The organism is Legionella waltersii, assembly GCF_001468085.1.
GTDB classification, from domain to species: Bacteria; Pseudomonadota; Gammaproteobacteria; order Legionellales; family Legionellaceae; genus Legionella; species Legionella waltersii.
This window is the reverse complement of sequence record NZ_LNZB01000041.1, coordinates 48,884-71,292: the sequence shown is the minus strand read 5'-3', so window position 1 is coordinate 71,292 and position 22,409 is coordinate 48,884. Positions and strand designations below refer to the sequence as shown.

Genomic DNA, 22,409 nt, shown 5'->3' with positions numbered 1-22,409 from the left:
CCATTAGGCGAAGCACCGGACCTACGCTTACTGACCATCAGAGAAGAGATTAGTTGGGACACTATAATAGGTGTCGATCCCTCAGGGTCCGTCCCCTAACCTCTCTTGTAAGGTCCACTTAATCCACTCCCTTACGGTCGCGGCCTGTTGGATCCATGCAAGAAAACCGAGCCGCGACCGTAAGGGAGCGGAAATGTTATTTCAACATATCTCTAATTTCACGCAGCTTCTGATCAAGGTTAGAAGGTGCCTCACCTCCTCCTTGAGCCATATCATCGCGCCCCCCACCTTTTCCGCACAAGTGTTTAACAAATTCTGCGGCACTTGGAACCTTGCCAATTAGATTTTTACTAACTCCTGCAATGACATTCATCTTATTCTGTTCACAGGTGAATAAAACGATGACTGCTGATTCTAAGCGTGATTTTAATTGATCCATCGTGTTACGCAGAGTTTGGTTATCCATACCATCCATTTGTTTCACTAGAAAGTGCACACCGTTGATGTCTTCTGCTTCATTAAGAATATCCGCTCCGGATTTTTGAGCTTTCTCAGCGAGTAATTTAGCAATGGTCTTTTCTTGATTTTTATTGTCAGCGATGAGTTGAGTTAGTTTTTCGAATAAAAGATTAGGCGTTGTTTTTAATGCACCCGCCATGTCCGAAAGAAGTTTTTGTTGCTCATTTACCCAATTCAAAGCGTGTTGACCAGTTACCATTTCAATACGCCTTACACCGCTCGCAATCCCTGATTCCGAAGTTATTTTGAACATCCCAATATCACCAGTCCGTCTCGCATGAGTTCCACCACATAATTCTTTGGAGAACCCTCCTATTGATAGCACACGGACATCTTCAGCGTATTTTTCACCAAACAGTGCTACAGCTCCGCTTTGTTTTGCTGCTTCTATATCCATCACCTGGGTAGTGACTTCGTTATTCATGCGGATTTGTTGATTAACCATCTCTTCTATTTGCTGAATTTGTTGAGCATTTAAACTTTCAAAATGAGAAAAATCAAACCGAGCCCGTTCAGCATCTACTAAAGATCCCTTTTGTTGGACATGTTGGCCGACGACTTGTTTTAATGCGGCATGCAACAAGTGGGTCGCAGTATGATTTAAACGTATTGCTTCTCTGCGCGGTAAGTCAATTTGAGCCTGGACATCCACATGACTTGTCAGTGCTCCTGAAACCACTTCGCCATAATGCACAACTGCTTGCCCCACTTTCTGGGTATCATCTACTCTAAACTCAAAGCCATTGCCACTCAAAGTTCCTCTATCACCAACTTGTCCCCCACTTTCAGCATAAAAAGGGGTATGATCTAAAACTACTGCTGCCTTTACACCCTGTTTTAACGCACTGACTTCTTTGTTTCCTTGAAGCAAGCTGATTATTTTTGCCGTCATGGAGTTCTTTTCATAGCCATGAAATTCAGATTGGTGATCAAGTTGTGAGATCTCATGGTAATCGGTATTAAACTGGCTTGCTGCCTGAGACAACTCTCTTTGTTGCTGCATGAGCTGATTAAAACCATCCATATCCACATGCAGTCCTTGTTCACGAACGATGTCTGCTGTTAAATCAATTGGAAATCCATAGGTGTCATAGAGCTTAAAAGCCACCTGCCCAGATAGATGTTTGCCACCCATAGTGTGAATCTGCTCTTGTAACAAACGTAATCCTTGCTCTAGAGTCTTGGCAAACTGATTTTCTTCCTGGACTAATATTTTCTCAATATGGTCTTTGGATTGAATGAGCTCGGGATAAGCGTCTCCCATGACGTCAATCAACGGTTGAACTAAGTTGCAAAAAAACGGAGTAGGTAATCCAAGCTTATTGCCATGCCTGACTGCTCTTCGAATGATTCGTCTTAGGACATATCCCCTTCCTTCGTTACTAGGCAAGACGCCATCTGCAATTAAAAAGGCGCATGAGCGAATATGGTCAGCAATCACTTTTAAAGAATTTTGTTTTAGATCAATGTCTTTTCCTAAAGCAGCAATGGCCTTAATTAAGTGTTGAAAGCTATCGATCTCATAGTTGCTATGCACCCCTTGAACAACGGCGGCTAAACGTTCCAGCCCCATACCAGTATCTACTGATGGCTTAGGCAAGGGGTGTAAATGACCCGCTTTATCTCTATTAAACTGCATGAACACAAGATTCCAAATCTCGATGTATCTATCGCCGTCCTCATCTGGACTTCCAGGAGGGCCGCCTGCAATGTCAGGTCCATGATCATAGAATATTTCAGTACATGGCCCGCAAGGTCCTGTATCCCCCATAGACCAAAAGTTATCCTTTTCACCACAACGCGAAAAACGCTCAGGAGACACTTTCATCTCCTTCAACCAAATGTCCTCTGCCTCTTTGTCGTCCTTATAGACTGTGACCCATAAGCGCTCTTCTGGAAAATGCAATACTTCTGTTAAAAAGGTCCAGGCAAATTGAATAGCCTCTCGTTTAAAATAATCACCAAAGCTAAAATTACCAAGCATCTCAAAAAAAGTATGGTGTCTGGCGGTGTATCCCACATTTTCTAAATCATTATGCTTACCACCAGCACGAACACAACGCTGAGCAGTCACTGCTCGCTGGTAGGGCCGGCTTTCCACCCCCAAAAACACGTCTTTGAATTGCACCATTCCTGCATTGGTAAACAATAAAGTTGGGTCGTTTCCAGGAATTAGCGAACTAGAGTCCACTTTCTGATGACCGCGTTGTGCAAAATATTCAAGAAATGCATTTCTAATTTCAGAACTTTTCATAGTGTTACTACTTACCAGTTAAGTTATCTTTAAACATTTGTGTAATTATATCCCAGTCAAAGCCTCGATATAATAAAAACCTTTGTTGCTTTTGCATGTCTTCAAAGGATTGATTTCCAAAGCGTTTGTATTTCTTCTGCCATGCTTCATAGGCGTATTGTCCCCAGTTGCCCTCCTCGAGTTGTAACACGGAGTCAATTACATCCTCGTCAATGCCTTTACTTTTTAATTCTTGCTTAATTCTGAGTGGGCCATATCCTTGACGAACTCTTGCCCTACAACACACTTCAGCAAAACGTGTGTCGCTTTGCAAACCATGGTTGCGGCAATGATCTAAGGCATTTTGAATCTCATCCTTGACATGCCCTTTTTGCTCCAACTTTATTAACAGCTCAGACACACTATGCTCCCGCCTGGCAAGCAGGCGCAGAGCACTGTCCAACGCTTTAGTCATCGATAGACTCAAAAGCGTCTTCTGTTGCAGTAGTCAGCATGGATAGTTTATTTTCCAACAACTCCGTGCGAATTTTTTGCTCAAGTTCAGCAGCAATTTGTGGATTATCTTTCAAATACACACGAACATTGTCTTTACCTTGACCAATTTTTTCTTGCTTGTAGCTATACCAAGCGCCCGATTTTTCAATCAGGTTCAATTGAACACCTAAGTTAATGATCTCACTTTCTCTCGAAATTCCCTCATTATAAAGAATATCAAATTCAGTGACTTTGAACGGAGGTGCCACTTTATTTTTCACGACTTTCACCCGTGTTTCACTACCTAGTATTTCTTCACCTTTCTTAATTGAACCAATGCGGCGAATATCTAGTCGAACAGAAGCGTAGAATTTTAAAGCATTTCCACCGGTTGTTGTTTCTGGGCTACCAAACATCACGCCAATTTTCATGCGAATTTGGTTAATGAATATGACGAGTGTATTAGAGCGCTTGATGTTGGCAGTGAGTTTTCGTAAAGCCTGTGACATCAGACGAGCTTGTAAACCGACATGAGAGTCACCCATCTCTCCTTCAATTTCTGCTTTAGGGGTTAACGCAGCCACCGAGTCAATAATAACAACGTCAACAGCGGCAGAGCGTACTAGCATATCCGTTATTTCTAAAGCTTGCTCCCCAGTGTCAGGTTGAGACACCAAAAGCTCATCGACATTCACTCCAAGCTTTTGAGCATAGCTGGGATCTAATGCATGTTCAGCATCAATGAACGCTGCTGTACCACCCATCTTTTGGCATTCCGCAATCACTTGCAAGGTTAATGTGGTTTTACCTGAAGATTCTGGACCATAAATCTCAACGACACGACCTTTCGGTAAACCGCCAATACCTAAAGCGATGTCTAGCCCTAATGAGCCAGTAGATATTGCTTCAATATCTCGTGATACAGTACTATCCCCCATACGCATCACTGAACCTTTACCAAATTGACGCTCAATTTGGGACAATGCAGCTGATAGTGCTTTTTGTTTATTCTCTTCCATTATGGTATCCATTGACTGTTGTGATCAAACCAAAATTATCACATAGATATGGATGCTCAGCAATTAGAATTCGCCCTATTTCTAGGGCGATTATCCTATAGGTATTTTATTGATTGTTGTGTCTCATGCACCCCATGATCTTTATCAGCCCTTTGAAAAAACGCTTTAAAGAATTCATGTCCATTTGTGCCCAAACGATTTTTGAGGCCATTCCAAGGACTATTATGGCCCTCTGCATATCGATCAGTGCTAATCGTATCCATTTTATGAGATTCTTTGATTCTATTTCTCTCAGCTTTTAAACGCGATACCTTTTCAACATCGTGACTCTTTTCAGCGGCTTTAATTAACTTATCGATAGCCGCCTTTTTATCCTTACGTTCTGAAGAAAGTGCTTCATGCACCGATGCGTAATGAGGTATCACTTGATCATCTAATCGGTCAGCACGGATATCTTTTTTAGACCGAACAACCATATAATCTCTAAATTCTTCAGGAATTTCTTTAAAGGCATCTCCAGCACTAATTTCCCAATTCACTAAAGAAACCGCCAATTTAATGATCGGTTTAAGCATCCAACCCAGTATTTGTTTACCTATTGGTTCCTTATTACCTCGGGCTAGTAGAGACCCACGTGGAGATTCCTCATTATAATCCCGACGTATCACTCCAACGACAAAATTAGTGATTGAACTAAATGACCGACTACTGAATACATTAATACGTATATCCTGTTGAAGAAAATGATGCGCAACCAAGGAAGCAACACCAGCACCAAGCGAATGGGCCTTTAACGTAATATTTTCTGGTGAAACTCCAGCATCTAACAATCTTTGAACTTGAGCGATACCGTCTGTTACCAAGTCATCCTTTGATTGAGCATGGCCTGTACTTGAGCCAACTCCACGCAAATCAAACCCAATAACATTTACCTTCAACTCGTTTGCATCCCGTTGCATTTCATCCATGATGTCTTTGTAACACGCCCCATTACCAACAAAATTAATGATGTATTGTTGGAATTTTGGGTCTCTGTCTTTTTGTGAACGATGAGTAATTTGGACCGTGTCTAAATGAACCCCATCATGAGTTTCTACATCGTATTTTTCACAGGTGTAATTACTGGTGTTATAGCGGCCTAGATCGGATTCAGATACTCCAGTAAAACCCAACGTTTGAGCTGGCAAGACTATGCGTCCAACATAGCCACCCAGCCATTTGTTCGCACCCATTTTTAATAAATCCCATAACAAAATGGGTGGGAATACAGTTCGTGCTGCAATAAATTTAAACCATTCCCAATTGCTGTAGGTTGGTTTGGGAGCTTTATAGTACTTAGCCATGAAATTCTCTTTAATTGAAATAAGTGCTCTTATTTTAATCATTTTGTATCAATAAAGCAACAGGAAAAGTTAACGAGCACTTTTACCCTTTAACTAAGGACAAACTAAGGACAAAATCATGAGGCGAGTGTATTTTGAGGATATATCTAAAATCAGGCCCAATCATCTTTGCTGCGTGCAAAGACCTTAATGGCTCAACAAGAGTCAAGTAATTGCTAGCTGTTTTTTAAAAGGAATAATGCACCATTTAATGCATAATGACAGGCTTGTGCTCGTATTTCTTGTCTATTGCCACTGAATTGTTGTCTAGCGGTCTGTGAAGACAAATCTCGAAGAGCCCAAGAAAAACAAACTGTTCCAACTGGTTTATCCAGAGTACCTCCATCTGGTCCAGCTATTCCAGTGACTGAGACTGCTACATCACCATGGCTGTGTTCAATTGCTCCGAGAGCCATCGCTAATGCCACTTCTTCACTGACAGCCCCATAGCGCTTCATTAAATCATGGGGAACAGAAAGCATTTCTTCTTTTGATGCATTGCTGTAAGTTACAAATCCGCGCTCAAACCAATTTGAGCTTCCAGGCATGTCGGTTAGACAAGTAGATATTAGCCCTCCTGTACAAGACTCGGCAGTCACTAATTTCCAATGATGCTCACTAAGAGCAGTTGAGATGTCTTTGATTAACTCTATGTATTGGTTCATTGACCTGACCAAAAATAGTATTGAATCGCGTTTTAAAGCTAAAAGCCTTGATTATGGTTAGTGCTATGAGTAAGCACAGAGCACAGGAATCAAGGCTTTTAGGACTAATTAACTCAAAGGTCATTAATCTAAAAAAGAATTAGTGACTCTCTGTTTGTCCTTCAGCTGGCTTTTGCTCTTCTCCAGCATTGCTCTCTGTATTTTGAGTTGCATTGCCTTGAGTTTGCTGAGTAGCTGTAGCATCATCAGTTTTTGGAGCTTCTGGCTTAGAGCCTTCACCACAACCGGTTAACAACATGGCTAAAAGGCTAGCTGCCGCAACCATCGCTAAACGTTTCATACTCACTCTCCCTTATTATTTTTATGATGGATCACGCTAATTCTAGCAAATATTCATATTAAGTGAATAACTTATCAATCATTTTACAAAAATAAAATTACTCATTAACAACCTATTGAACGCAATTCGAGCATAGCAAGGGTACTCACTCTGATCATAAGCATTTAAATACCCTTTTACGTTAAATTTCGAATCTTTTTCCTGATTGATTCGCAATTTCTTCATAAGCACTCCTAGTTTCTTGGCTACGCTCCCTAAACTTTTTAAAAATTGTAGGTTTATCTGAAAGTGCCCTTTCGGATATCTCATGGATGTCTTTTAACATATTTAGCGCATCTTTTGGATTTTGTTCTGCGTGTTTAATTTTATCGTGTATTTCCTTCATGTGCTTCGGTATTTCCTTTTTTCCCCCATTAACCTCGATCATTGAATTACTACCCCACTTACCTAATGTCCAATCAGTGTCTTCGATGATGGATTTAATTTTTGTAAGAGCGAATAAACAACGTGAATTGATTCCTTCATTATAAAAACCCTGAGCTGCTTCAGAATTTTGAATTAATGGATTTGTTTTGCAACACAGCTCTGTATACTGTAGGTATTCCTCTAGCTTTGAATTCGCTTTCTTTGGAATAGATCCACTATAATTTTCTGAGTAGTCAATAATGTCATCTGATTTTGGATCCGGGGCTGGTATCTCAGAAACCCCTTCACCCGTTAATGAACTTTGTAAAGTCTTTAAATAGTCTATAATACTTTTCCCAAACTCAGAAAAAACAAATTCTAGTTTTGACTTAACTCTTGATCGAACAAAGTCTACTAAAATGGCATTAGTAGTCTCCTTTTCACCTTCTATTGGGAATTTAGGAATTATTGATAAGGCATCTTTTTTGTATAAGTTATTTACAAATAGAGGACTCATTTTTGGACTGAATCCATAGAGCTCAAAATTCCCCATCACAGCTGTTAATACCCTTCTTGCGTCATTAATGCCTTCGTTATTTAAGTCGGCAGTAGCATTAATAACCTCTACTAGTTTTTTAGCATCTATTGCTTCAGGTTTAACAGGCCGAGGCTTTTTTACGTTATCATTCATGTCATAGAGAGCTGATAGTAACAGGTTCATGCGCTCCTCTTTGCTGCGTTCAGTAGCTGGATCCAACGCATCCGCGATTTGATCAAATAACTGTTGTTGTGTCTTGGGCATTTGGGTCACCTTTCAACTTACATTCGATGATTTAATTATAGTCCAACTGAGTTATTTGTTAGCAGGCAACTAAAACGTCTACCTTCAATACTGACTTAAACCTGCTCATTTGTTAAAATCATACGATTTCAATCACGAATAATAACAATGACAACACACACACCCATGATGCAACAGTACCTGCGCATCAAAGCGGACTACCCCAATATGCTCCTCTTTTATCGGATGGGCGATTTTTATGAGTTGTTCTTTGATGATGCTAAACGTGCTTCTCAACTATTAGACCTCACCTTAACTCATCGAGGTCAATCAGCAGATAAACCAATCCCGATGGCAGGTGTCCCCTACCATGCAGTAGAAAATTATCTCGCTAGGTTATTAAAAAAAGGGGAGTCCGTAGCGATATGCGAGCAAATTGGTGATCCAGCAACCAGCAAAGGCCCTGTCGAGCGCCAAGTCACTCGAATTATTACTCCCGGAACCGTCACCGATGAAGCATTGATGGAAGCTAAAAAGGATAATCTCTTATTGGCAATACAACGTAAAAAAAATAACTATGGTATGGCATGGTTAGATCTTAGTGGAGGTCGTTTTCATCTATTAGAGCTTAAGGATGAAGCACATCTTCGAGCTGAGTTAACTCGTCTGCAACCAGCAGAGATCTTGTATTCTGAGACCGGTCTATTACCTGATTTTTGCGATCAATACCCCACAAAATCAAGGCCTGGCTGGGAGTTTAATTTGGAGTTTGCTCAGCAGCTCTTATGTGAACAGTTCTCAGTGAGTCACTTGTCTGCATTTAGTGACAAGGACTATCCGAATGCAATAATATCCGCTGGGGCCCTATTACACTATGTAAAGGTTACTCAAAAACAAGCCATTCCGCATTTAAATGCGGTCACTTTAGAGCGCTCTGAAGACTATTTACAATTGGATGCATCTACTCAAAAGCATTTAGAACTGTTTGAAAATTCTCAAGGTGGAACTCCTAATTGTTTACTCACGATTTTAGACAAAACCGCCTCTCCAATGGGCGGGCGCCTACTTAAACGATGGCTTGCTAAACCGACTAAAAACGTTAATCTTTTGAAATCCCGTCAACAAGCCATTCAAGAGATTATCTCTAAAGAACAAGACATCACGATTCATCACTTGTTGAAATCATGTTGTGACGTAGAACGGATTCTCTCTCGGATTGCTCTAAAATCAGCTAGACCTAGGGATCTTATACATCTAAGAGATACCCTTGAGATACTTCCAGCGTTTGAAGATTCATTAAACATCAATACTGCCAATTTGATTGTTCAGATACGAGAGAAGATTAAAACAATTCCTCAACTTAAACTTCTGTTAGACACTGCTATCGTCGAAAACCCACCGATGCTCATTCGCGATGGTGGAGTTATAGCGATGGGTTTTGATGAAGAACTGGATGAGTTAAAACTACTTAGTACCAATGCTAATGCAACCCTGACTCAACTTGAAGTTGAAGAAAAAAAGCGAACTGGTCTTTCTACTTTAAAACTGGGTTTTAATTCGGTTCAAGGATTTTACATCGAATTGTCTAAAACTCAATCAGAGCAAGCTCCGTTGAATTATCAAAGGAAACAAACCTTAAAAAACGTAGAACGGTATATCACTCCAGAACTCAAGGTTTTTGAAGAAAAGGTACTCACAGCCCAAACAAAAGCCTTAGCCCGAGAAAAATGGCTTTATGAGAATTTATTGCAGGAGATGCAGCAATATATTCCTGCATTAAAGAATATCGCAGACGGACTGGCTGAACTTGATGTTCTCAGCAATTTGTCAGAAAGGTCGCAAAGCATGAGATGGATTTGCCCTACTTTGACGAATACCTCTGGCATCCATATCACCGAAGGCCGTCATCCGGTCATAGAAACCTTAGTGGAAGAACAATTTATCGCAAATGATTTGGAATTAAATCCTAGCCAAAACATGCTTTTAATCACTGGCCCCAATATGGGTGGAAAATCCACCTACATGCGCCAAACAGCTCTAATCGTTTTATTAGCACACATAGGTAGTTTTGTACCGGCTAAAGAAGCCGTGATAGGACCAATTGACCGAATTTTCACTCGAATAGGAGCGAGTGATGATCTAGCTTCAGGTCGGTCGACCTTTATGGTAGAAATGACTGAAACAGCACAAATTTTAAGACAGGCTAGCCATGAAAGTCTGGTATTGATTGATGAAATTGGTAGAGGTACAAGCACCTATGACGGGATGTCCATAGCCTATGCAAGCTGTGCCTATTTAGCCTCTAAAATCAAAGCCTATACCCTCTTTTCAACCCATTATTTAGAACTCACCCAATTAGCTCATGAATACTCGTGTATTCGCAATGTGCATCTAAAGGCTTCTGTTGATTCTGGTAAAATAATCTTTTTATATCGCGTTGAAAACGGATCGGCCAATCGTAGTTATGGTATTGAGGTCGCTAAACTTGCAGGTATCCCTGAAGAAGTGCTTTATTCCGCAAATCAATATTTGCAGCAGACGCACAAAAACACCTTGAACACCGATATCGCAACAATGGATACCCCTTTTGAATCACCAATTCTAAGCGCTTTGTCCAGAATAAACCCCGATAGTTTAAGTGCTAAAGATGCCCTTGACTTCATTTATCACTTGAAAAAGTTGGAGCTGGTCGATGAAAGCACCTAGGGCGAGGACTAAATGATTCGACTTCTGCTGGCTGTATTCATGTGCTGTAGTTTTGCTGCACGGGCAGAAAACAGCAAAAGCAATACAGTAAGCATCTTTGGGGTAGAACCCATTGTGCAATCTAACATAGAAAAGCGCTTGGAAGAGTTACAGCAAATCAAACCTTTAGCTGAGTTTCAGGAAGAGGAATTAATTAATCAAACAACCAGAGCAATGCAAGCATTTGGGTATTTTCATCCCCAAATAAAACTGATAGTCAATAATGAAAGAAACAGCATTATTAGTGTCCTACCCGGTCCTCAGATTCAAGTGACCTCTCTAAACACCCGTTTGATAGGCGAAGGTAAAAATAACCCTATTTTACAGGATACAATAAGTAAGATACCTATACATCTTGGTGACCCTCTACTTTCTGAGCAATATAATCTGGCTAAACAACAGTTAATGAACAAAGCAGAAAGCTTGGGATACCTTCATGCAAACTTCCGCAAAGCAGAAATTCTTGTTGATGAACAACAGAACTCTGCAAAAATCAGTTTAGAGTTCGATACTGGGCCCTTGTTTTATTATGGTCAAGTCCAATTTAGCCCAACGTATATTTCACCAAAACTGTTACGTCGCTACATTCCCTTTACTCCAGGGGCCCCATACTCCAGTGACAAAGTGCTTCAATTGAATGAGTATCTTTCTAACAGTGGTTATTTTAACTCGGTCATAGTAAAACCAGAGTTATCCGAAAGCCAAACAGTCCCTATCTCAGTTCAGTTAAAACCCGTATCAAAATACTCCTACACTCTTGGCGCAGGATATGGAACTGACACTGGTGTTCGGGGAACAGCCGCTTTCCATATTACTCCAGTCAATCCAATGGGTCATAAATTTAATGCCGTTGCCCAAGGTTCGTTTCGCCAAAGCGCACTTCAAGCCCAATATCTTATCCCTGGTTATAAGCCAGTTACTGATCAATATGCGATTACGGGTAATTTCTCTAATTTGAACTACAATGCTGGGTATAGTAATTCTTGGCTTATGGCCATTGGACAGCAACACAATACTGATCACTTTCAAAGAACTTTATCAGTAAACGCTCTTTATGAAGACTTTCATTACTCATTACAAGCGAATAGTTATCAATTTCTTCTGTATCCTAAAGCAACAGTGAGCCTAAGAGAAGCAAACAACATTCTGTTTTCTCCATCCGGTTATAATTTAACCATCAATGCACTAGGCTCAAATAAATACACCTTTTCCAATCTAGATTTCGGACAATTGTCTTTTGATGGAAAAGCTGCTTTGATGATTGAACCATTAAGACTAAGGTTGTATGGGCATACAATCCAAGGTCTGACTGCCATGGATGACATTACGCAACTACCACTCTCCCTAGCCCAATTACTAGGAGGAACCGATAATCTAAAAGGCTATACCTACAATTCAATCGGCCCAGGCAAATACATAACCTATACGGGAATTGAGATACAGAAGGAATTCAAGAAAAATTGGTACCTAGTTGGCTTTTATGATGTCGGTGATGTATTCAATCCAACTCAAATACATTTACAATACGATGTTGGTGGTGGCTTAATGTGGGTATCTCCTATAGGCCCGATTAAAGTTGGTTTAGCCCAGCCCATCAATAGGCAATTTCAAAAAACAAAGAATAACCCACGTTTAGCCATTAGCATGGGGCCGGACTTATGAGTGTGAAAAGACTATTAAAAAAAATCCTGTATTGTGGGTTGATGACCAGTATCGTTATCATTTGTTTACTGTCATTTTTCCTAACCACCACACCTGGCTTATATCTTAGCATTAAACTCAGTCGTCTCTGGCTTCCTGGTTCGTTATCCGTCTCCAATTTGAATGGACGATTAGTGGATGAGTTCACAATTGGTCAGTTAATTTATAAAAACAATCATCAAGAAATCCGACTTAAACAAATTAAAATCAATTGGCAATTTCTCTCTTTAATGCATAAACAATTACCTATCAATCACTTTTCAGCCAAATTAATCCAATTTAACCCTAAAAGCCCACTTAAATCGGTAAGTAATATCCATGCTAAAGGTATCATCAACAAAGAAGGAATCAATTTAAGCTCGATTGAATTTAATTATTCCTATTTGAAGGCAAAAGGACGGCTTCGTCTACAACAAGTATACCCCTATGCCTTAGGTGGGAAATTCGTATTAACCGCTAAAAGCAACCGATTTAACTCGATCTCTGGCAACATTACTCTCAATGGTAATCTAGAAGATATCCAATGGACTGGCAGTGTATCTAGCCCGGCCACCCTATCCATGAGTGGATCTCTTCAACAGCTAACTCATTTCAAACAGATCATTAAATGGAACAACTTACTCTGGAAAACCCCAAAAAATAGTCTTCTGAATAGTCCTAACGGCAGAATTGAAGTTAGCGGCACCCTGCCAACTCTTTTCATTCAATTAAACTCTAAAATTAACGTTAACGCAGGACAAAATTGGCAATTAAAAAGCTCAATTCATGGAGTATATCCATGGAACTGGTCCTTTGATGCTAATCTATTACAACCTTTACGATCATCCAAACAAGAAGGCCTCTACTCAAGCTTAATACTTAAGGGCTCTATTCAAAGTCCTAATGATGGGGACTTCACTTTGACAATAAGTCCAGGCCATTATCGGCTTACCCCAACTACGTCTATTCCTTTTGAAGGAACTGTGATTAAGGCGACACTTACTCCCAAGCAATTTGCTGGTCAAGGACAGGTCAAAGTAGACTCTAATAAATTGATAAAACTCTCTTTTTCTTTACCAAAGTTCAAACTAAATACAGATTTCAACAAACAAGCCTTAATTGCAGACGCAACCTTACAATTTAGCTCCATTGATTTTTTGCAAAAGATCAGTCCATATATTCAACAATTAAAGGGGGAACTGTTAGCTCAATTAAAAGCCCGAGGAACCTTATCGAATGTTAGCTATGAAGGCTCATTAGCTCTTAAGCATAGCTCCATGAATATCAATGCACTTGGAGTAATCTTAAATCCAATTGAGCTTATCTTTACTGCTAAAAATGGTCAATGGAATGCAACTGGATCAATTGAATCCAGTGGGAAAAAGCTTCACTTAAATGGTAAAGGGCTATTCACTAAGGATTTGCATGGAGATCTTTCCCTTCAAGGAGATTCTTTTACTATTGCAAATACTAAAGAATATCAAATTCAAATTAGTCCCAATTTACAATTGGGGATAAGTCCAAGTCTAGTCGCTATTTCAGGGGAAATTTTAGTGCCAGAGGCTCACATCAACCCCCACGCATTTACTAACAGTTTAAGTGCCTCTGAAGACATTGTTTTCACTAAAAATAGTGATACAACTCCTATTTCTGTCTTCAACACCAGTATGAATATCAAAATTGCATTAGGTGACACAGTGGAATTAACCTTCAAAGGTTTGCATGCCTTGCTCAATGGTTCAGTAGTCCTCAATCAATTAGCTCAAGGGCCTATCACTGCAAAAGGTGAACTAAACGTGACTAAAGGTGAATACAAGGCTTATGCGCAAGATCTACATATTGAACAAGGTCAATTATTATTTACAGGGGGAAAACCCGATAATCCAGGTATTAGTCTAAGAGCCTCAAAACAAATCAGCACTACATTTAATAACTTAAGCAGTACACCCGGTATCTTCGATTTAAATACAGAAAACAACACTAATTTTGGAGATAAAATTAGTGCGGGAGTCGAAGTAACTGGACGTCTCCAATCACCTAAAATTCAATTATTTTCTAATCCGCCCTCTCTATCCCAAGCAGACATACTCTCTTTGCTTGTTTTAGGTCGGCCAGCGAGCCAAGCCAATAAAGCTGGAGGGCAATTACTATTGGCGGCCATTTCCTCCATGAATCTAGGAACTGGGACAAATGGTGCAGAGCTCGTTGAACAGCTAAAACAAAAACTAGGGTTTGATGTCAATGTTCAATCCACAAGTAATTACAACCAAGCTACAAAGCAAATCACAGACACGACTGGAGTAGTCGTTGGAAAGACTATTTCAAACAGAGTGTATGTCAGTTACAACGTCGGTTTAAGTCAATCCGATCCCAATATCCTGACTCTAAAATATCTTTTAAACAAATTTTTAAGCATACAAATCAGCAGCAGTGATTCTGGAAATGGTGTCGATGTAGTGTATACTTCCGCAAAATAGACTATTGGGGAATTATTTGATGAAGCCATATCACATACCACTACGATTAACTCGCTTACGTAAAAATGCAATGGTGAGAACCTTGGTTCGTGAAACAAGATTACACCCAACTCAATTTATTGCCCCTCTATTTATTAGTGAGTGTTTAACAAATAAAAGAGAAATCCCCTCAATGCCTGGACAATACCAATTGAGCTTGGATTGTCTTCATGAAGAAATTAATGCCATTTCTCAGCTCGGGTTACCAGGGGTACTTCTTTTCGGAATTCCAAAACACAAAGACGCTATTGGCAGTGAATCGTTTAACGATAATGGTATAGTGCAACAAGCCATTCGAACCATCAAATCCATCAATAAGGATTTAATCGTCATTAGCGATCTATGCTTTTGCGAATACACTGATCATGGTCATTGTGGCATCTTAAATGGAGAGAATTTAAATACTGATGCAACATTAGAACTACTGGCAAAACAAGCAGTGAGTCATGCAAAGGCAGGAGCAGACTGGGTAGCACCCAGTGGTATGATTGATGGAATGGTATCAGCTATCCGTGAAGCCCTGGACCAAGAAGGATTCCAAGAAACTCCAATTTTAAGTTACAGCGCCAAGTATTGTTCATGTTTGTATGGACCTTTTCGAGAAGCTGCAGAAGGAGCACCTAAATTTGGTGATAGAAAATCCTATCAAATGGATCCTGCTAACAGCAATGAGGCACTTAGAGAGGCTGCTTTAGATGTTGAAGAAGGTGCTGATATGATCATGGTAAAACCAGCCGGATTTTATCTTGATATTCTTTATAAACTTAAGCAACATTTTCCTGAAGTTCCTCTATGTGCCTATCAAGTCAGTGGTGAATACTCCATGATAAAATATGCTGCTAAGCAGCAATTGATTAATGAACAACAAGCTATGATGGAAAGTTTGCTTGCAATCAAGCGATCCGGAGCGGATTTTATCATTACTTATTTTGCAAAAGACATGGCTCGTCTACTTAACTCACTATCTTGATTAAAATAGGTCAATTCAATCAAAAGTAATTCTGAGAAATCGCTATAAACTTAATAAGGCTTGCCTGCGACTAAGCAATCCAATATATTAAAAAAGATTGCCTCGCGCAGTACACTACCAATTTACAGGAGAAATTAATGAAAGCAATGCTTAAAAATCTATCGGCTTTAGCCTTAGGTTTTAGTACAGTAAGCGCTTTAGCAGCACCCCTATATTTAACAACACACAACAATACGAATGAAGAGTCCAATGCTTATATCGCTGGAACCATCCCCTCTCCTTACCCAACGGCAGCCCATTCCACAGGCCAAGTGTATTGGAATTTAGTGAAGTTTGCTTGCTATGGTCACACTACAAACGGTAAATGCTCTGCATTAATAAAAATGGCAACGAATACAGCCAATCCAATTGACATTGGTTACGTCTCATTGAATTTAGATACTGGTGACATTGAGCCTAAAGTACTCTCTGCACAAGGCTACACATTAAAAGCAATCGCCCCAGGTGAGGCAGAAATATCAAAAGACTAAATGGCGTCTAGCGTCTATGACGAATAAAAAAGCCACTTAGTAGTGGCTTTTTTATTGTACGAGATTAAATCCACTTATTTTGTAGAGACGGGTTTTTCTTTATCCATTGTCCAAGTAGCCTGAATACCAACTAAACTAGCGCCAGCTTTACCCACAGCGCTAACGTTGTAAGTTACTCCAGGTGCTAGAGCATCCGTTCTGTTTATCACAGGATGGCTTGCAGGAAATAGGTGTGTATAACCCAGCTCAAAACCTAAGGCGTCAGTAGCTTGATAATGGCCGCCTATGGATAATGCCCAGCGATCAGTATCTGGTAAACGAACATCTCTGTCGATATCATTTGTTGGTGTTGGATCATATCCACCACCGACTCGTAGCATTATTTTCTCATTCACGTGATAATTAGCACCTAGTGCTACTCTGACAGTGTCTTTATAATTTTGAGGAGAGCTGTTTGATGCATAAACACGTGAAATGGCTCCATCAGCTCTTATTGATGGAGCAGCAATATTAAACAATTCAATGTTTTTAAAGCTACTCCATCCGTTGTATACAACAGATGCCAATAAAGCAACTTTTTCATTTAAATCATGATAAGCACTTAGAGTTACGACATCTGGTAGATCAATGGCACTACTGTACAAATCATCTGATCTAAATACACCATCGCTAATAACCCCAAATACACTAGTACTTCCAGCAAGTGGGCCTGTTAATTGGCTGTAACCTCTAAACTTATGCCTCATTTCGGACTGATAGTTCAGGCCCAATCTGGTGTGATTGTCGTTGAACATGGCCATAATGCCAGCATGAAACCCCACACTCCAGGAATCACCTTTGTTATACGTTAAGGAGTCACTTCCATATGGATTCCCAAGGACATTGAATACAGTGGGCAAACCTAAAATCCGATTAAATTTAACTCTTGCATACTGCAAATCTAAACCAGCTCCTAGAGCAAGGTTATCCGTTACTTTTGCCCCTAGCTCGGGAGAAATGTTTGTCGTAATTAGTTCTGTAAACGACCCTTGGTAACGCACGGGAGAATCAGGCCCCCAATCGGTTGATAATCCGAAAGGTGAAGTTACACTAAAACCAAACGTTGCATTCTCCCCTAAAGGTCTCGCGTAGTGAAATGAAGGAACAAATGCATTTTCAGCACCGTTTAGATCTGCAAAAGTCTGTATATAATTTAAAGTACCCAACACAGGGCTTACTTGGGTGAATGTACTTGTACCGCTTAATTTGGCAGTGGGGAACACACCAACTCCACCAAACACGGCTTGCTGATCACGAATTAAAGCCAAACCTGCAGGGTTGTACCACCCAGTAGAAGCATCATAAGCTTCTGCAGCAATACCTGCAGCAAAGTTACCTGTAGCATACCCTGTACCTTCGGTGTACAAGGAGAAGCCACCCGCATGAACTACTGAAGAGGCTAAAATGCCTATCACAGCGGTGTTAACCTTTGTTTTTAGGGGCTTGTGTCTAATGTTCACGCCACACTCCTTAGTTATAAGTCGTTCCTATTGTTCGAATAGTAAAATGGATAATAAATGAATTCATTTTGATTTAAAACGTTTAAAAAATTAATTTTTTTAATTGATGCGTTAAATAGACAATTTATTTTCACATTGATTTTTAATCTTTCTCTTTTGGTGATTAGTTGGCTAAACCCAAGGTTTTATTCTGATTCTGTTCACAATGTATGCAGAGTATAATTTATGATTTAATTTTATTTACTTTGTTAATATTGTCTTAAGATTCATCGAATACAATGATCAGTAAATAGACACAAAACCAAAGAAGACAATCATGCAAGCAAAAAAAGAGACAACCACACAAACAAGTCCACAACCAACTATGCCAAAGCAAAAGACATGGTCCTTATTTCCACAATATTTAGCCAAAACTCCAGTGATGACAACTCCCCTAGCTGAGTATAAACCTCTTGCCTGGGATTTTTTAAATTTCATGACAAAAGCTAGTGTTATTAGTGGTGCCATTGTTTCTGTCCAAAGTCCGATCAAAACCATTTTAGTTAAAGGAACACAATCAGGTAAATTAACAGCTGCTTTTACAGTACCAGCAACTAGCGCAACTAGCTTCCCTTTCCAGGCTGTTGTTAAAAGTCTTTACGCAGGAACTTTTTCAGGCCTCAAGGGTTCTTTAATGCGTACAGCGTATGTCACGAATGTAAAAGGAAGCTCTGCAAAATCGGAGGAGCACGCTGTTGAACCATCTGCTAAAACGAGAGGGCAATTTCCCTTTCTATTTTGGTCAGCTGTGGGTGAGTCACTTGTTACTGGACGTTCTAACTCGGTTTCTCAACTTCAAAAACTTGGGATATTAACTCCTGCAAATATGGAAATTATTCGTTTCAGGTTTAACAAGGAATCAGTAGTCAACAACGCAAAATTAATGTCTACAGGATTTGCAGCTAAGACCTCTAAAAGTCTTCTTAATTTGTATTTTCTTTGTGTTTTAGAAGAAATAATGGCAAACAAAATCACCTTTGGACCAGAGAGCAGCAGGCATTTAGTGTCTGGAGTAATGACCGGCTTTACAGCAACCATGTTTAGCTTTCCGTTTGATTATTATGCCGATATCATGCAAGGTAAAACGACCGTGCAAAATCGCAAATTGCAGTCACCATACTCCTTCCAAGTATTAGGTTCAGCTGCCAAAGAAATGTTTTTAAATCCCTATGGTACATCCAGGTATTTCTTTACTCAATATTTCAAACAAGTACCTGTTAGAGCAGTATTAACCGGTGCAATTTTTGGTATTATTTCAAGCGTGTCTGATGTATTGGGTGAGAAACCTGCAGAAAACATGTACGATTATGCCAAAAGTAAACGGGTCACCTTCTTTGGATCTAAAGATTCTGATAAACCGGTGGCAACACCAACTCCACTACCTGTCCTACCAAAAGACGGAGTCCCCGTCGTTACTAAAGGCCAGGAAACACCTACACCAACCCCAATTATTCCTACACCTGAAAAAGAGAGCGTACCATCTTCAACTAGCCTCAAAGTGTAGGAACAAGCTAGAAATAAAAGCTACCAATACCACTGGATTTTTTCTAAATATAGAACATATCCAGTGGTATTTATTTTCATTTGTCAACAAAAAACGTAGACAGATGCAAAAAAAGGATTTATGCTCCAAAAGAAAACAACCAGAAGGAACGAATTATGTTGTGTAAATTTTTCAAGCAAACCACAAGACTAACATTCGAAACAGCTGCCATTGCAGGCATCGCGTATGGAGCTTCAACATTGTTTGGCTCGATTCCACCTCGTGGATTAAGCGATGAAAAACAGCCAGTCAATAAGGATGGACATCCAAAAACTCCTAAAGCCCCCTCTATCATCCCGTTTTAAAGCAACTCATTTTATAAGTACAGCCTTGGTGAACTATTGACGTTCCCAAGGCTTACAATTGTTTGATAATTAATAATTATGTGTTTGTTTATGAACTAAAAACAAAAAGTTAACTCCATCTACTTGTACAAGTCCTTTGGTCCATGCTAATGTGCTTTAATTTTGCACGGAAATCATCATGCATCACATTGTCACCAAATTTGGCGGTACAAGCGTATCTACACGAGAAACATGGAATAATATCGCAGCTATCACTAAAAAACACATGAGTTCAAGTGTTCAGCCAGTCATTGTTTGCTCAGCTTTAACCCAAATATCCAATAAACTTGAAAAAGCCATAGAGGCGGCATTATTAAATGAGCACCACAGCATCTACCAAGACATTGAAACAACTCATTTTCATTTAGCGGAAAAGCTTGAAGTTAGCGCTGAATTAATTACACAAGAATTACACCAACTCAATCAATGGTTAACAGGTATAGCTCTATTAAAGCAAGCCCCAGCTAAAACCCAAGCTCAAATACTAAGCTTAGGTGAATTAATGATGACAAGACTAGGTCATGCATTTCTTGAAAAGCAAGGAATAAAAGTAAAATGGTATGATGCAAGAGAGCTATTAGTAAGTACACCGAGCCTAGGCGGAGACACTGTAAATTATCTTTCTGCTCGTTGCGACAGTGAATACAGCCCTGAACTAGTCAATAACTTCATCAATTGCGGTGCTCAAGCCATCATCACGCAAGGTTTTTTTGCCTCAAATCCACATGGAGAAACGGTTTTATTAGGACGTGGGGGTTCTGATACATCGGCTGCGCTCATCGCAGGAAAGTTGCATGCCTCTGCTTGTGAGATATGGACGGATGTTCCTGGCATTTATACAGCGAATCCCCATCAGTTACCGCATGCTCGTCTACTTAAGCAGCTCAACTACGATGAAGCACAAGAAATTGCTTCCATGGGAGCAAAAGTATTGCATCCAAACTGTATACCACCTGTACGGCGCGCGAACATACCAATGGTCGTCAAATACACTCAGCTTCCTGAGCATTCAGGAACGCTAATCACTAAAGATATTGATGAGTCTGCTCCTCTGATTAAATCCATTCAAGTTAAACACAGCATCATTCTCATTTCAATTGACACCTTAAATATGTGGCAACAAGTTGGTTTCTTGGCTGATGTATTCGCGGCATTCAAAAAACATGGATTTTCAGTCGACCTGCTCTCTTCGTCTGAGTTTAACGTCACGATATCTCTTGATGTTAATGCTAAAATTCACGACAGACCAGCTATAAACAGCTTAATTGAAGACTTAAACGAATTTGGCAGAGCTAAATTGATTGAACCATGCAGTGCGGTTAGCTTGGTAGGACACCACATCCGTACTGTGTTACCTCAGTTAGGCCCCGCTTTAGAAGTATTTGAAGCGAAGCAGGTGTACTTGATGTCCTTAGCATCCAACGATCTTAATTTAACATTTGTTGTCGACGAATCACAAGCCGACAAATTATGTCAAAAGCTGCACCATCTGCTTATCGAAAGTAATCCACAAATATTCTACTATTCTAAAAGTTGGCATGAAGAATTCGGCAAGCCCAATGTGCGCCCCACCCCATGGTGGGAAATTGAGCGTGATCAATTACTGACTACGAGCTCTATGCAATCTCCTTGTTATGTGTATCACAGTCCTACTCAAGCAAGCAGAGCGAAACAACTGAAAGCACTCAAATCGATTGATAATTTATTTTATGCCATGAAAGCCAATCCATTTCCTTCTGTCTTAAAAACACTTGAGAAAGAAGGCATTGGCTTTGAATGCGTTTCCGTCCAGGAATTAGAACTTGTCTTAAGTCTTTTCCCAACTATAAAGAAGGACAGAATCTTATTTACACCGAATTTTGCCCCTAAATCTGAATATGCATTTGCTCTAGAGACAGGTTGTTATGTGACTATTGATAGTCTGTATCCACTTGAAAATTGGCCTGAACTATTTAAAAACCGCGAAGTGATTATTCGTATAGACCCAGGTACCGGAGCTGGTCATCATAAGCACGTGTCGACAGGTGGAAATGAGTCTAAATTTGGTATCACTCAAAATGACATCAGTAAGGTCATTTCATTAACAAAATCCAACCATATCAAGGTGATTGGTTTACATGCTCATTCTGGAAGTGGAATACTATCTACTGATTTATGGCAACAAACAGCTGCTATGTTAGCCTCATTAACCGATCAATTCTCTGACGTTAGGTCAATTAACTTAGGTGGAGGTTTAGGAGTGGTTGAAAAACCAGGACAACATCCTCTCGATTTTACGGCCTTGGATGCTCAATTATTAGCTGTAAAATCACAATACCCCAACTTAGAAATTTGGCTTGAACCAGGACGCTACTTTGTTTCAGACAGTGGCGTCATTCTTGCTAAAGTGACCCAGTGTAAGGAAAAAGGAAAAGTCCGCTTTATTGGAATAGAGACAGGAATGAACTCTTTAATAAGACCCTCTTTGTATGGCGCTTACCATGAAATTGTTAACCTAACTCGTTTGCATGAAGAAAAATCAAGCTTTGCACATATAGTAGGCCCAATTTGCGAGTCAGGAGACACCTTGGGTTACGACCGTTTACTGCCTGATACAAAGGAAGGTGACGTCTTGTTAATCGCTAACGCGGGGGCTTATGGGCATTGTATGAGTTCACATTACAATTTAAGGCCACCAGCTCAGGAAATAGCCATGGAATAGGAT

The 22,409-nt window shown here is 39.9% G+C and carries 16 protein-coding genes; 8 read left to right on the top strand and 8 right to left on the bottom strand.

Translation table 11 applies throughout. The features are described from left to right. Positions 1-196: 196 nt before the first annotated feature. The 7 genes from alaS to Lwal_RS08935 form a co-directional block, all read right to left on the bottom strand. Positions 197-2,773, bottom strand: coding sequence for an alanine--tRNA ligase (gene alaS, locus Lwal_RS08965; protein WP_058480463.1), 2,577 nt, complete (start codon positions 2,771-2,773; stop codon positions 197-199). A 7-nt stretch (positions 2,774-2,780) separates the two neighbouring features. Further along, the gene (gene recX / locus Lwal_RS08960) at positions 2,781-3,227 is read right to left on the bottom strand and encodes a recombination regulator RecX (RefSeq protein ID WP_058480462.1); all 447 of its coding nucleotides are present in this window, start codon (positions 3,225-3,227) and stop codon (positions 2,781-2,783) included. After that, a complete protein-coding gene (gene recA, locus Lwal_RS08955) occupies positions 3,220-4,266 on the bottom strand; it encodes a recombinase RecA (protein WP_058480461.1) in 1,047 nt (348 codons plus the stop codon). Before recA ends, recX begins: the two co-directional genes overlap by 8 nt. Positions 4,267-4,361: 95 nt before the next feature. Then, positions 4,362-5,609, bottom strand: coding sequence for an alpha/beta hydrolase family protein (locus Lwal_RS08950; protein ID WP_058480460.1), 1,248 nt, complete (start codon positions 5,607-5,609; stop codon positions 4,362-4,364). Between the two features lie 215 nt (positions 5,610-5,824). Next, positions 5,825-6,313: a CinA family protein gene (locus Lwal_RS08945; protein ID WP_058480459.1), complete on the bottom strand. Its 489-nt coding sequence runs from the start codon at positions 6,311-6,313 to the stop codon at positions 5,825-5,827. A gap of 139 nt (positions 6,314-6,452) precedes the next feature. Then, complete coding sequence (locus Lwal_RS08940) at positions 6,453-6,653, bottom strand: hypothetical protein (protein ID WP_058480458.1); 201 nt, start codon at positions 6,651-6,653, stop codon at positions 6,453-6,455. Positions 6,654-6,834: 181 nt separating this feature from the next. After that, positions 6,835-7,860: a hypothetical protein gene (locus tag Lwal_RS08935; RefSeq protein ID WP_058480457.1), complete on the bottom strand. Its 1,026-nt coding sequence runs from the start codon at positions 7,858-7,860 to the stop codon at positions 6,835-6,837. A 147-nt stretch (positions 7,861-8,007) separates the two neighbouring features. On the opposite strand from Lwal_RS08935, the gene mutS reads away from it, so the two are divergent. The 5 genes from mutS (at position 8,008) to Lwal_RS08910 (ending at position 16,280) form a co-directional block, all read left to right on the top strand. Then, positions 8,008-10,545: a DNA mismatch repair protein MutS gene (mutS, locus tag Lwal_RS08930; protein ID WP_058480456.1), complete on the top strand. Its 2,538-nt coding sequence runs from the start codon at positions 8,008-8,010 to the stop codon at positions 10,543-10,545. A 12-nt stretch (positions 10,546-10,557) separates the two neighbouring features. Then, positions 10,558-12,246, top strand: coding sequence for an autotransporter assembly complex protein TamA (locus tag Lwal_RS08925; protein WP_058480455.1), 1,689 nt, complete (start codon positions 10,558-10,560; stop codon positions 12,244-12,246). Continuing rightward, entirely contained in the window at positions 12,243-14,741 is a 2,499-nt protein-coding gene (locus Lwal_RS08920) for a translocation/assembly module TamB domain-containing protein (RefSeq protein ID WP_058480454.1), read from the top strand. Before Lwal_RS08925 ends, Lwal_RS08920 begins: the two co-directional genes overlap by 4 nt. Before the next feature lie 19 nt (positions 14,742-14,760). Next, the gene (gene hemB, locus Lwal_RS08915; RefSeq protein ID WP_058480453.1) at positions 14,761-15,750 is read left to right on the top strand and encodes a porphobilinogen synthase; all 990 of its coding nucleotides are present in this window, start codon (positions 14,761-14,763) and stop codon (positions 15,748-15,750) included. Between the two features lie 137 nt (positions 15,751-15,887). After that, positions 15,888-16,280, top strand: a complete 393-nt coding sequence (locus tag Lwal_RS08910) for a hypothetical protein (RefSeq protein WP_058480452.1) — start codon at positions 15,888-15,890, stop codon at positions 16,278-16,280. Between the two features lie 74 nt (positions 16,281-16,354). On the opposite strand, the gene Lwal_RS08905 is transcribed toward Lwal_RS08910, so the two are convergent. Further along, a complete protein-coding gene (locus Lwal_RS08905) occupies positions 16,355-17,779 on the bottom strand; it encodes an OmpP1/FadL family transporter (RefSeq protein WP_058480451.1) in 1,425 nt (474 codons plus the stop codon). A gap of 316 nt (positions 17,780-18,095) precedes the next feature. Between Lwal_RS08905 and Lwal_RS08900 the strand changes: the two genes are divergently transcribed. From Lwal_RS08900 to Lwal_RS08890, 3 genes are all read left to right on the top strand, one after another. Beyond that, entirely contained in the window at positions 18,096-19,322 is a 1,227-nt protein-coding gene (locus tag Lwal_RS08900) for a hypothetical protein (protein WP_058480450.1), read from the top strand. A 155-nt stretch (positions 19,323-19,477) separates the two neighbouring features. Further along, on the top strand, positions 19,478-19,666 hold the full coding sequence (locus Lwal_RS08895) for a hypothetical protein (protein ID WP_058480449.1): 189 nt from the start codon (positions 19,478-19,480) through the stop codon (positions 19,664-19,666). A gap of 178 nt (positions 19,667-19,844) precedes the next feature. Continuing rightward, the gene (locus Lwal_RS08890) at positions 19,845-22,406 is read left to right on the top strand and encodes a bifunctional aspartate kinase/diaminopimelate decarboxylase (RefSeq protein WP_058480448.1); all 2,562 of its coding nucleotides are present in this window, start codon (positions 19,845-19,847) and stop codon (positions 22,404-22,406) included. The last annotated feature ends 3 nt before the right edge of the window (positions 22,407-22,409 follow it).

Excerpts from the sequence above, each read along its gene's own strand:
- Lwal_RS08900 (WP_058480450.1), top strand. The coding sequence starts at position 18,096 with ATGCAAGCAAAAAAAGAGACAACCACACAAACAAGTCCACAACCAACT.
- Lwal_RS08925 (WP_058480455.1), top strand. The coding sequence starts at position 10,558 with ATGATTCGACTTCTGCTGGCTGTATTCATGTGCTGTAGTTTTGCTGCA.
- recX (WP_058480462.1), bottom strand. The coding sequence starts at position 3,227 with ATGACTAAAGCGTTGGACAGTGCTCTGCGCCTGCTTGCCAGGCGGGAG.
- hemB (WP_058480453.1), top strand. The coding sequence starts at position 14,761 with ATGAAGCCATATCACATACCACTACGATTAACTCGCTTACGTAAAAAT.
- recA (WP_058480461.1), bottom strand. The coding sequence starts at position 4,266 with ATGGAAGAGAATAAACAAAAAGCACTATCAGCTGCATTGTCCCAAATT.
- Lwal_RS08935 (WP_058480457.1), bottom strand. The coding sequence starts at position 7,860 with ATGCCCAAGACACAACAACAGTTATTTGATCAAATCGCGGATGCGTTG.
- mutS (WP_058480456.1), top strand. The coding sequence starts at position 8,008 with ATGACAACACACACACCCATGATGCAACAGTACCTGCGCATCAAAGCG.
- Lwal_RS08910 (WP_058480452.1), top strand. The coding sequence starts at position 15,888 with ATGAAAGCAATGCTTAAAAATCTATCGGCTTTAGCCTTAGGTTTTAGT.
- Lwal_RS08890 (WP_058480448.1), top strand. The coding sequence starts at position 19,845 with ATGCATCACATTGTCACCAAATTTGGCGGTACAAGCGTATCTACACGA.
- Lwal_RS08940 (WP_058480458.1), bottom strand. The coding sequence starts at position 6,653 with ATGAAACGTTTAGCGATGGTTGCGGCAGCTAGCCTTTTAGCCATGTTG.
- alaS (WP_058480463.1), bottom strand. The coding sequence starts at position 2,773 with ATGAAAAGTTCTGAAATTAGAAATGCATTTCTTGAATATTTTGCACAA.
- Lwal_RS08950 (WP_058480460.1), bottom strand. The coding sequence starts at position 5,609 with ATGGCTAAGTACTATAAAGCTCCCAAACCAACCTACAGCAATTGGGAA.
- Lwal_RS08920 (WP_058480454.1), top strand. The coding sequence starts at position 12,243 with ATGAGTGTGAAAAGACTATTAAAAAAAATCCTGTATTGTGGGTTGATG.
- Lwal_RS08945 (WP_058480459.1), bottom strand. The coding sequence starts at position 6,313 with ATGAACCAATACATAGAGTTAATCAAAGACATCTCAACTGCTCTTAGT.
- Lwal_RS08895 (WP_058480449.1), top strand. The coding sequence starts at position 19,478 with ATGTTGTGTAAATTTTTCAAGCAAACCACAAGACTAACATTCGAAACA.